The organism is Mucilaginibacter sp. 14171R-50 (assembly GCF_010093045.1).
GTDB lineage: Bacteria > Bacteroidota > Bacteroidia > Sphingobacteriales > Sphingobacteriaceae > Mucilaginibacter.
Genome location: NZ_CP048115.1, coordinates 2,118,785 through 2,130,713, shown reverse-complemented (window position 1 = coordinate 2,130,713; position 11,929 = coordinate 2,118,785). Strand labels below are relative to the sequence as shown.

Here is an 11,929-nt window from a genome sequence, read left to right as displayed (position 1 = left end):
TATAGGTAGACGTTTATAGTTTAAAAAAGATGTTCCGTTTATACAGCCAGTAGCACAGGCCCCACTCGGCAATTAGCGTGGCAATGGCCGATACCACAGCCGCTACGCCTAACGGAACGTTCAGGAACAGGTGCAGCATATCGCCGGTAAAAATGGCCACTTTGCCATTAACCCATTGCGCGCCAACCGTTTCAAAAAACAGGTAGATGAATATGGCGTTCATGCCTACCACGGTAAATATCCATGCGTATTTATTGTTGCGCTTTACATCAACCAACCAGTAAACTGCAGCCAGTATCAACAACACCCAACCCACCGATGCAAACGCGAACGCGCTGGTGCTTATCCGTTTGATGATAGGTGTTACACCCGAAAGGTCGAGCCCGAAACCAATTACAAGGGCTACAATGCCGGCTGCAATTAAGGCCTTTATTTTATAACTGATGCTTTTGTTTGATATTAACAGTTTACCTGCCAACACACCCCAAATGGTATGCGCCGCTGTTGGTATGCAATTGATGGTTACCCAGCCATCGCTGTTTATTTTACCCATAAGCAGGGTATCAACATACGCCCCAAAGTTTTTGCCTTCTACAAACGGCTGGTCGAAACCAGGCATAAGTATGGTGCGGTATAAGACTTCGGTTAGGATAAGCAGGCCAATGCTAAACACAATTTGCCACGTGTACGATTTATCGATGATGAGATATGCTACTATGGTAGTGAACGATAGCTGTGTTAGCACATTCCAAAGTTCCCAAACCGGCTTGCCGGCATAAAAGCAATGCAGCGCTACACCGCAAATAAAAAGCTTAAGGCTGCGTATTAATATATGGCGCAGATTATCGTTCCAGCTAATGCCTTTATCCAGTTTGCGGCTGTAAGAAATATACATCGCGGCACCCGCCATGAACATAAACGCGGGCTGAACTAAATCCCAGAAATGCAGCCCGTGCCACGGATGATGAAAGAACTGGTTGATCAGTCCGCCCATAGGTTTGGCAGGATCGATATGCCTTATCGCTTCATAAAGCGCGCAGCTTTCGCCGCAAAGCAGTATCATGATCATGCCGCGCATAACATCTAACGATACTAAACGCCCGTTGGCTAACTGATCAGCAGTTGTACTTTTTGCCATAGTGCCTGATGTATATTTTACAGCCTAATAAACAGATATAAATCAACTAAACGCTATTCGCTCATGTCTAAGAAGAAACTCGAGGTCCCTTCGTCGGGCGCGTTGCCCAGCACTACCGACCAGTCGTTTTTTATGGCCTGTAAAGCTATACGCATGCCCGAACCTGTTAAGCCTTTAAGCTTACCGCGTGCAATACGCATTTCAAACTTCACCACACCGGCTTCATCCTTAACTGTACCTACTGTGTAGGCCTCGGCTATTGACTGCGGGGCGAACGAAAAGGCGTTCTGATCGGCGCTGTTATGGTAAAAAATATCCACACCAGCGGTGAGCAGCTGACCTTCCAGCAGGATGTCGTAGCCACCATCGGGGAAAGTGCCGGTTAGCAATCCTGTGCCCGCATCATTATCAGAATCGATATACATATCAAAAATAACCGCGTCTGATTTTTTTCCGGTCATTTCGCCGTACAGGTACACGTAGTTACCATCGTAATCCATTTTTACATTCCTGAAAATGCCCTTGGTTGCACCCAGTGGAATAACATCTTTGGTAACAGCTGCCCAATCATCGAGCGAGTTATCGTTGATCTTCACCGGCGATGTTTTGGCTATACGCAGCACAGTTGATGCCTCAACGCTTTTACCGTTTACCGATGCGGTTAGCGTTGGCACATACTTGCCCTTGCCCGGATAGGTATGGGTGGGGCTGGCTTCGGTAGATGTTTCACCATCGCCAAAATCCCATTTGTAACCTGTTACGCCCTCGGTTTTAACTTTAAAGGTGGCGGTAGAGCCATCAACTTCTACATCATAAAGCAGATCGGTTTGGGCTACATAGCTATCCTTTTTACATGAACTGAGTACCGCACTTGCTATAACTACCGATAGCACGAACAGGTAAGCTTTTAAATTTTTCATATCAATATGTATGTTACTGTGTGATAATTAAATTATGGGTTTTGTGTGGCTAACGGGTTGCTTAACACCTCGTCGATAGGCAAATAATAAATAATGCGCGGACTGGTGTACGGCACTGTTAGGTTAGGATACCCCGCCGGCGTTTTAGACAGATCGATATCGGTTTCTTTTAAACCGGTAAGGTGGTAACCCCAGTAAGCCTTGTTAAGCGTGCGTTTGTTACGGAATACGTCATAAGTACGGTGGCCTTCAAATGCCATCTCTAAACGTTTTTCGTCCAATACTACATCCAAAGCGGTTTTGCCGCCCGGTACTACCTTGTTATAAAGCGAGCCCTCCAGTCCGCGGTTCTTGCGAATCATATCCACATCGTCAAGCGCATCGGCGGTTTTTCCGGTTTTGGCTTCGGCTTCGGCACGTATCAGGTACATTTCGGCTATCCTGAACATAATTGGCGAGCTTAAATTTGGCAGGCCGCCCTGGAACGAGAATTTACTGATGTAATAGATCTCGATGCCGTTTTTCTTTTGAACGCCACCTGCACCATCTGACAGGGGAACGATGTACGACCAGCGCACATCTTCGGGGTGAGCCGACATCGCCGACCGTAATGAAGATGAAGCATACTCCTCGCCCCAGCCCGAGTTACCGTCTGAGTAGATCATTGATGCGATAGAGCCAAATTTACCATAATCGTCAACCGGGGTAAACGCTACGCACCAGATGGTTTCGCTGCTGGTAGCAGCATTGGCAAACAGGGTTTTGTACTCGTTTTTGTTGGCTAAGGTAAATTTGCCCGAGTTAATTACTTTATTGGCATACTCAATAGCCTTTGCGTTATCTTCTTTATACAGGTTTACACGCGCAAGTAACGACCACGCTGCTTCCTGCGATGCATACTGTACACCGCGCGGCCGGGTCATTAAACCGGCTGCTTTTTCGGCGTCGGCAATAACAGAATCGTAAACCTCCTGAACGGTTGAGCGCGCTTTTTTTGATGGATCGGTAAGGTTATCGCGCAGGATGATGCCCGGCGCGTTAGGATCTACCGTGTATGGCTTGGCAAATAGCCTTACCAGGTTAAAGTGGCAGAAGGAACGCAGGAAGTAACACTCGCCCAATAATTGATTGGTAGCGGCGTCTGTTTTGCCCGATTTTTCAACCGCATCTATAACCGTGTTAACACCAGTGATGATCTTGTACGAAATGTACCAGAAATAACGTGTGTTGCCCTGTGCCGGCGAATGATCGAGGCTAAAGCTGTAATACAATGGGTCGGTTGTTACCTGCCCGCAAACAATATCATCACTGGCAAAATCGCTCAGGTGATAAAACTGGCGCAGGTACATGTTATTCTGGTCAACCGTGCCGTTAAACTCAATATGGTCTTTAAACAAAGCGTAGGCTCCGTTAAGGGCATTGGTTAAACCATCGCTGGTGGTTACCAGCGTACCGGTACTGATGGCATCGCTTGGGGTAACATCTAAGTTTTTACAGCTGCTTGCCGCAACTAACACAAGGGTTATAATAGAGAATATTTTCTTTTTCATATACTTAATTTTATTAGGCTGCAACCTGCTTAAAAGTTAAAGTTAACGGTTAACAAATATTGGCGGTTGTTTGGGTACTTAAAGTCTGACACGCCCGGTGTTGCAAAGCTGCCCGGTGTAATGGTAGTTTGCGGGTCCTGGCCCAAAAAGTTCGAGAACGTAGCCACGTTATCGGCAGTTACGCCAACGGTTACACCCTTCATGGCTATTTTTTGTGCCCACGCGGTTGGCAGGGTATAGCTGAAAGCGATATTCCTGATAGTAAAATAGCTGCCGTCTTTTAAATAGCGGGTTGAGGTTTCGGTAGAGTTTGCCGAGTTTTGAGGGCTTGGCTCTGTAGCCTGGGTATCGCCGGGGCCGCTCCATATTTTAGCGCCATCAGGCAGTTTTATCTGGTTGTAATATGGTTCGTGGCCGTCGTTCATCATAAACCTTAAGTTATTGCTAAATACTTTGTTACCGTAGTTAAAGTAAGTGCTCACCCTTAAGTTAAAGCTTTTATACCTGAAACTGTTATTAAAGCCACCCTGAAATTTAGGCAATGCCGAACCAACTTCCTGGTTGGTAGCCTGTGCGTAATCTGATGTTTTTTCGCTGGCCACTGCTTTACCATCGGTATTGTAGATGATCTTTTCCCAAACAGGGGCGCCGGTTTGCGCATCTACGCCTAACCATTTTGGCATGTAAAACTCAAACAGGTCGCCGCCGTTGCGGTAGATCTGCGAGATGCTCCACGACCCGGTCTTGATAATATCCGATGGGAAGCCTGATAACTTGTTGTTGTTAAAATTAATGGTAAAATCGGTGTTCCATTCAAAATCTTTGGTTAGTACATTGGTCGAGCTGATGCCCACCTCAATACCCTTGTTTACTACAGTTCCGGCGTTTTCCCACCTGGTTTCGAAACCTACCGACAGCGGCTGCGATACCTGCAGCAACAGGTCTTTAGTATCGTTACGGTAAACATCTACCGTTAAATTCAACCGCTTAAATAAACCGATGTCGATACCGGCGTTTATCTGGCGTTTGCTCTCCCATGTTAAATTAGGATTGGCCAATTGGTATGGCACCGCGCCAACCAGCGAGTTATACTGGGTAGTTAACGAGAACAGGCCCAGGTACCGCGACGCGCCGATATCCTGCGTACCTGTAATACCATAACTGCCACGCAGCTTTAAGTTGTTGATGATATTGTTGTCTGCCAGGAAATCTTCGTTGCTGGCCAGCCATGCGGCAGATATAGACGGGAAGCCGCCGTATTGTTTGCTTGGCGCGAAGTTAGATGAACCATCGTACCGGAACGATCCAGAAAGGAAGTATTTGTTTTTGTAGTTATAGTTTACCTGCGAAAGCAATGATTGCAGGATGTATTTATTATTCGCGCCGTTTACCAGCTGGTTGTTTGATACCACGTTAAGCACCTTTAAACCTTCGGGCAGGCCTTTGCCCGATGCGCCCGAATATTCGCTCTTACTGGTTTCAAACGCCCCGCCCACAAAACCGCTAAGGCTGTGGTCGCCCATTTTAAAATCAAATTTGAATAACTGGTTGCTGATAAGGCCGTAGTTAAGGGTGTTCAGTTCGTCAATGTACCCGGTGCCATGGTAGGTACCTGCCGCTATCGGCGATACGTAGTTTGTACCTTTGTCAAACGATGCCGCTACGCGGTTGGTGCTGGTAAATGTTAGCCAGTTGGTAATGCGGTAATTGATACCCAGATCATAGTTTACATTGAACCCTTTGTAAGAGTGATCGGAGTTTTTTACCGTATTAAGGGGATTGATCTTATCGCGCGACCACCATTTAAAGGTAGAGTTGCCATCTACATAAATTGGCTGGCCGTTTGCATCATAGGGGTTATCCCAAGGCATGTTCAGGAACGAATAGTACACATCCATGTAATCGTAGCTTTTGCCCTGCGATGCGCTCAGGTTAATGTTATTGGTAACATCAAGCTTTTTTGAAAAATGGTAGGTTGAATTGCCGCGTAAGTTTACACGCTCGAAATTAGTGTTGATAAAAGTACCTTTTTCTTTATAGTATGATGCGCCAACGTAGTAATCGTTCTTTTCTGTTTTGCCGCTGGCAGATAAGTAAAAGTTATAAATAGGGGCTTTTTTAAACGATTCTTTAGACCAGTTATAATCCTGGCTGCGTAACGATAGCGGGCGCTCGTTATAAAACTTTACAAGGTCTATCTTATAGGAGTTATCGGGGGCACCAACTATATAATCGCGATAAAATTCCTTTTGATAATCGTAAAGCTCGTTACTGTTCATTACTTTCATCTTACCAAAATCGGCCGTGCGGAAACCGGTTGATATCTTAGCCTCGAACCTGGTTTCGCCCTGCTTTGCGGTTTTGGTAGTGATGATAACCACGCCGGCGTTGGCCTGCGAACCGTAAAGGGCGGTAGCGCCCGCATCCTTCAATACAGTAATGCTTTCTACATCGTTAGGGTCGTAGTTACCGCCAATAATGCCATCAACCACAATAAGCGGGCTTTGATTGGCATTAACAGATGATACGCCACGAAGCCTGATCTCGGCAGCTGCACCCGGCGCGCCCGAGCTGTTCACCACATTTAAACCGGCCACCTTGCCCTGCAGCATGGTGCCAATATCGTTTGCGGTAACATCCTTAAGCTTATTGGCCGATACTACGCTAACAGCGCTGGTAAGCTCGTTTTGCTTTTTGCTGGTATAACCTACTACCACAACATCGGTAAGCTGCTGCACATCCTCGGTTAGTTGTACCTGGATGCCTGTTTGGCCGCCTGTAACCGGCACCTCTTTAGGAAGGTAGCCTAAAAAGCGTACAACTAATGTTGCCTTACCGGCGGGCACGTTTACCGTAAACTCGCCGTTAATGTTTGTCATGGCGCCTGCGGTTGTGCCTTTAACAGAAACAGTTACGCCGGCCATGGGCTGCTTATCAAGCGCCGATACCACACGCCCTGTTACCGGTAAGGTTTGCGAGAAACCCTGCAGGCAAAACATGATGGCGCAAAAACAGATAAGTAAAATTTTCCTGATCATATTATGTGAATTAGTTTATAGTTTTTGCTTATTTATTTGGTTATCGTAAAAGTGATGTAAAATTGTTGTTAACGAAAGGCCGACCCTTTCAGCCAAAACCAAAACAGCATTACGCAAACGGTTGCATAGTTTACGCAAACGTTTGTTCTATTTTTACGCAACCGTTTGCGTAAAATTTACTTATTTACTGATTAGCAGATTATTATTGGCATTATTTGCCGCAAAACGCCACTAAAGTGTGCGATGATTGAAAAGAAGAGACAATTATTTGGCGGGCATATAATCCACCATCTCCGAATCGATGATGTGCTGAAGCAGCGGCAGTTCGGGGGCATTGGGTTTTGCGGCATTGTTGATCAGCTCGAAAAGAAAGCCTGCCGCCATTGACGATTGCTTGTAGGCAAACTGCTCTATCGAGGCCAGTGGCACGCTATCCATATACTCCCAGATGGGCAGGTTGGCAAAGCTGATGAAGCTGATATCCTTATTCACCACCAGCCCTTCGGATTTAACGGCAGCAATGCAATCAAGTAACACATAATCGTTAAATACAATAACAGCAGTTGGCCGCTCTTCCAGTTCTATCAGCTTGTTTATGGCCTTCAGATTATCGGCCTTAGCCAGGGTTGTTGATACAATAATCTCCTGATCTACCGGCAGGTTGTTCTCTTTTAAGCAACGGATGTATATCTCTAAGCGCTGCAGCGTGGCCGATAGTTTTGCGGGGCCGTTGATAAGGCCGATACGGGTGTGGCCAATGTTCACCAGTTTGGTTATGGCCTGCAGCATGCCCGAAACAAGGTTACAGGCTACATAATTGATATCCTTGCGGCTGGGCACCCTGTCAAAGAAAACTACGGGGATGTTATATTTTTTCAGGCTGTCGAAGTGGTCGTAGGTAGATGTTTCCTTGGTAAGCGATACCAGCACGCCATCTACCCGGTGGTCTTTCATATTCTCTACTATCTTCTTCTCCCGCTCAAAATTATCAAGCGATTGCCCGATGATCACGTTGTAATTGCTCGCTTCGGCGGCATCCTCTACCCCGGTTAGCGCCGCCGAAAAAAACGGCTCAGACAGGTCGGGGATGATAACACCTATGGTATAGGTTTTCCGCTCTTTAAAGTAGATGGCCATTTTATTGGCTTCGTAGCCAAGTTCTTTGGCAACCTTATGTACCCGCATTGTGGTTACCAAACCAATGCTGGGATGATCGTGCAGGGCCCGCGATACGGTGGACGCCGATACATTAAGCCGCTTGGCTATCTCTTTAATAGTAGGTAAGTTATTCCTTGACATTTATATGCTGTTGCGGGCAATTCTCAGATAGCTAAAATACTATATTAATTGTAAACCTAACAATTTGGCTGCCGCAACAATAGTACAATACAGTTGGCCCTTACGCAATTACCTTAAATAGTAATGGCCCTGGCATGCTGCAAGCCCGCTATTCATAAAAAAGGCAAAACCCTTAAAATCGCATATTACTGATAATCAGGTGTTCATGAATGTTCACGGTGTTCACGTGCGCCGAACGTAAACGCTGTAACCCTATTCGCTTAAACATGCCCGACTATTAAGCTATGTCGATATCAATTCACTTCATCCAGTTGTATCACTACACTGGTATGGTAACTGCTTACTTCGGGGTTGATACCAACATTCATTAAAAAGTCGCCCTGGTAAACAAGGTTGCCTTCCAAAACAGAGCCGGTGCCCGGGTATAAGTTGGTCTCCTTAACCGAGTATTTTTTCTGCGGATCGAGCCCCTTAAAACGGATGGGCGCCTTGCTGCCCGAATTATACCTGTTATTCACCAGGTAATTAAATACCACTGCTTTTGACCGTGCACTATTCACATACATCAGCGATGCCACATCGTTGCCCCACGGGCTTTGCAGGCGGTATTGATCTCCGTGCCAAATAATATCTTTAAGGTTATTATAGTTGTTTATTGCTTCGTGGCAAAAAGCCAGTTCGTGCTCATTAAGCTTGCTTACCACAATATCGAAGCCCATTTTACCCATCATGGCAACATCGACTTTGTATTTGATTGGCTGTTTACCCCAGTCGGTAACGTGGTTTGAGCTGGCAATAGCCGGGAAAAAATATGAATATTCCCACTGGATAAATACCCTTTCAAGCGGGTCGGTATTATCGCTTGGCCAGTACTCGGTAAAGTATTTCAGCGCGCCGTAATCAACACGGCCGCCCCCGCCCGAGCATAGCATCAGCGGTACTTTAGGATATTTGGCCCGTACCCTATCCAGCACTTTATACAACCCACGCACATAATCGGTGTACAGGTGCGATTGATTGCCTTTTAAATATTGCGAATGCGCGTTATAAATAACCGCGTTACAATCCCATTTCAGATACGCCAGATCGGGGTTTTTGGTAAACAGGTTATCAACTATTCCAAAAACGAAATCCTGCACCTTAGGGTTGGTCAGATCAAGTACCAGCTGGTTGCGAAAATATTTTTCGGGCCGGCCGCTCTCTTTGATCACCCAATCCGGGTGTGCTTTGTAAAGATCGCTGGCTGGGTTAACCATTTCTGGTTCTATCCAGATCCCGAACTTTACACCGTTGGCCTGCGCCTCTTTAATAAGTGGCGCTATGCCGTTTGGTAATTTCAATCTGTTCGGCTGCCAGTCGCCCAGGCCGGCGGTATCGCCATTACGCGGGTGATTGTTGCCAAACCAGCCATCGTCAAGTAAAAACATATCTACACCAAGCTTTTTTGTATCCTTAATTAACTGGGCCAGCTTAGGTTCGTTAAAATCAAAGTAGGTCGATTCCCAGTTGTTCAGTAGGGTAAGCCTGCTGCCCTGGCCATCAACAATTTTGTATTTGCGTGCCCAGCGGTGCATTTTGCGGCTGGCATCGCCTGTGCCATGGTCGCTGAAGGTATAAACCAGCGCGGGAGTTGCAAATTCTTCACCCGGTTTTAAATGGTACTCGGCTGCGGCATTGTTTATGCCCGCTATCAGTCGCAAATAATTTGATGGCTCGGGGCTCAGCTCAAAATCTACCCTGAAATTGCCAGACCATTCTAACGACCCTAACAGCACCTTTCCTTCATCCTCGGCAGCGGGTTTATCCATGCTTATAATAAAGGTAGATGGCTCGTATAGGTTGGCGCGGGTTCCCAGTTTGCTGTCGATGGTTTTAATACCGTGGGTTAATTTGCTTTCTTCGGGTTTCATTTCGGTAGCCCAATTGCCGTGATACTGTTTTAGCCAGTAGCTATCCGCCTTAAAATTAAGGTTTGCCGACGCGAACTTATTCAGGGTAACTACGCCTTTCTCATGATGCTCAATTACCGACCATTGTTCGGTAACATCCTCGTTAAAATAGGTTTTATAGTACAGTTTTACTTCAAATGGATAAGCGGGGTCTTTAAGGGTAACGGTTAACAACGAAACGTTGTCGTTCAGTTTATTTACGCTGTGGCTTACATAATGCAGATCGAGGGATTTGTTTCCATCGGCATGGGTAACCGTTATAGCAGGCTCGGCCAGGTTTGCCGATCCGGATGGCGTATAAGCATCGTCCAATATCCCCGAATCGTCGTTGGGTTTGTACATTTTTTGGATAGTGCTATACTCACGGGCATTACTCAGCCTGGTGCCAAAATAAACCATCTTCAGGTTTTTTTGAGCATCTGTTTGCAGCACCAGTGCATTATGCTGCGTTTCTACGGGGATAGTGACAACTTGTGCATTTGCGAATAAGGCAGCCGCAATAAGGCATGCGGTTAACAGGTAATTTTTGCGTCTCACGTTAATAATTGGTTATAAATGTACGATAGACAATAATACGCTAAAAAAAAGCCCTTAACAAAATGTTAAGAGCTTTTTATAATGGGTTTTATACAATTATAGCGATTCGACAAACGCCACCAGCGCGTCGCGCTCTGTTTTCGACATATTATTTACCTTATTTTTTGCCGATGCCGCCTCGCCGCCATGCCACATAATGGCTTCAATTATGTTACGTGCGCGGCCATCGTGTAAAAAGTTGGTATGGCCGTTCACCTTTTGGGTGAGGCCTATGCCCCATAGCGGGGCCGTACGCCACTCGGTGCCGCTTGCCATAAAATCGGGGCGGTTATCAGCAAGCCCCGCACCCATATCATGCAAAAGCAGGTCGGTATAAGGATGTATCAATTGATTGCTTACCTGCGGCAGGCTTACATCAACGCCGGTGCGTATATCGGCCTTGTGGCATTTTATACACCCGGCCGATCTGAACAAGCCCTTGCCTGCTATAACTTTGTTATCAGCGGCGTTACGGCGTGCCGGGACCGAAAGCGTACGCACGTAAAACTGCACACTATGCAGCAGGCTATCGGTTAACTCGTATGATTTACTATTAGGGTCGCTGTCAAATTGGGTCTGGCCTTCACTGCTCTCTTTCGGAAACAGCGAATTGGTGATACCGATATCGCCGTTATAGGCCGCGGCTACCTGCTGCAACAAACTTGGCTGGTTTGCCTTCCACCCAAAACGCCCTAATACCTTTTTATTTTTTAGCACATCCCAAACCATGTTGGCTTTACCGCTTATACCATCGCCGTCGGCATCATCAGGATCGGCATTCGCCAAAATAGTGCCGTCTGTAATAGCCTCTAAAAGCCCAAGCCCAAATACAGGCGCTGCAACCCGCGGCGATAGCATTACATTACCTGGCATGGCGGTGTACAAAGCTGTAAAAGTATAAGTTGGCGCGCGTAGCTTATAAGTTGCGCCATCCGCAAACTTGTAGGTAGTTTCGGTATAGGTGATGGCTATATCGCCTTCGCGTGTTTTACCGAGCAGGGCGCGGGTTTGCAGCTGATCTCCATAGCCGGGCACCGGCACGGGGTTGCCGTGCTCGCCTTCGCCGGGGATGCTTAGTCTGAACAGCATATTGGCCGCTGATTCGCCCAGCCCGGGCACCTTACCGCGCCCGTCGGATACGTGGCACGAGCTGCAGGCTACATTATTAAATATAGGCCCTAACCCCGGGTTTAACGGCGCCGGCGCCGAAACAAAAGTAGCGTTGAATTGCCCGTCGCCAATTTCATGCACCCGCAGCAGATTTGCCGGCAGCGTTGCAAAGGCATGCGAAAAAGCCCCGCCGCCCTCGTCAAAAGCAGTTTGGCTGCCGCCGCTTAACCACTCGCTATCGGGGTTATCATCTGGCGATACGCTATCAGCTTTCCGGCACGCTACCTGCAAAGCAACCATAGTGGCCAGGATAAATAATATAGCAATAGTAGTTTTTCTCATGTCGGGT

General features: G+C 46.8%; 7 protein-coding genes. All 7 read right to left on the bottom strand.

Translation table 11 applies throughout. The features are described 5' to 3' along the window. Positions 1-13: 13 nt before the first annotated feature. Positions 14-1,138: an acyltransferase family protein gene (locus GWR56_RS09780; RefSeq protein WP_162430971.1), complete on the bottom strand. Its 1,125-nt coding sequence runs from the start codon at positions 1,136-1,138 to the stop codon at positions 14-16. Positions 1,139-1,191: 53 nt separating this feature from the next. Next, positions 1,192-2,058 carry a PKD domain-containing protein gene (locus GWR56_RS09775; RefSeq protein WP_162430969.1) on the bottom strand — a complete coding sequence of 289 codons (867 nt, stop codon included), beginning with the start codon at positions 2,056-2,058 and terminating at the stop codon, positions 1,192-1,194. 32 nt (positions 2,059-2,090) lie between these two features. Continuing rightward, on the bottom strand, positions 2,091-3,608 hold the full coding sequence (locus GWR56_RS09770) for a RagB/SusD family nutrient uptake outer membrane protein (protein WP_162430967.1): 1,518 nt from the start codon (positions 3,606-3,608) through the stop codon (positions 2,091-2,093). A gap of 29 nt (positions 3,609-3,637) precedes the next feature. Then, on the bottom strand, positions 3,638-6,646 hold the full coding sequence (locus GWR56_RS09765; protein ID WP_238395346.1) for a TonB-dependent receptor: 3,009 nt from the start codon (positions 6,644-6,646) through the stop codon (positions 3,638-3,640). 264 nt (positions 6,647-6,910) lie between these two features. After that, positions 6,911-7,945, bottom strand: coding sequence for a LacI family DNA-binding transcriptional regulator (locus tag GWR56_RS09760; protein ID WP_162430965.1), 1,035 nt, complete (start codon positions 7,943-7,945; stop codon positions 6,911-6,913). Between the two features lie 293 nt (positions 7,946-8,238). Next, positions 8,239-10,431 carry an alpha-galactosidase gene (locus GWR56_RS09755; protein WP_238395345.1) on the bottom strand — a complete coding sequence of 731 codons (2,193 nt, stop codon included), beginning with the start codon at positions 10,429-10,431 and terminating at the stop codon, positions 8,239-8,241. A 96-nt stretch (positions 10,432-10,527) separates the two neighbouring features. Beyond that, positions 10,528-11,922 carry a di-heme oxidoredictase family protein gene (locus tag GWR56_RS09750; RefSeq protein ID WP_202925398.1) on the bottom strand — a complete coding sequence of 465 codons (1,395 nt, stop codon included), beginning with the start codon at positions 11,920-11,922 and terminating at the stop codon, positions 10,528-10,530. Positions 11,923-11,929: the final 7 nt, after the last annotated feature.

What these genes read in the sequence shown, in the direction of transcription:
- GWR56_RS09750 (WP_202925398.1), bottom strand. Translation starts at nt 11,922, where the DNA reads ATGAGAAAAACTACTATTGCTATATTATTTATCCTGGCCACTATGGTT.
- GWR56_RS09760 (WP_162430965.1), bottom strand. Translation starts at nt 7,945, where the DNA reads ATGTCAAGGAATAACTTACCTACTATTAAAGAGATAGCCAAGCGGCTT.
- GWR56_RS09770 (WP_162430967.1), bottom strand. Translation starts at nt 3,608, where the DNA reads ATGAAAAAGAAAATATTCTCTATTATAACCCTTGTGTTAGTTGCGGCA.
- GWR56_RS09780 (WP_162430971.1), bottom strand. Translation starts at nt 1,138, where the DNA reads ATGGCAAAAAGTACAACTGCTGATCAGTTAGCCAACGGGCGTTTAGTA.
- GWR56_RS09775 (WP_162430969.1), bottom strand. Translation starts at nt 2,058, where the DNA reads ATGAAAAATTTAAAAGCTTACCTGTTCGTGCTATCGGTAGTTATAGCA.
- GWR56_RS09765 (WP_238395346.1), bottom strand. Translation starts at nt 6,646, where the DNA reads ATGATCAGGAAAATTTTACTTATCTGTTTTTGCGCCATCATGTTTTGC.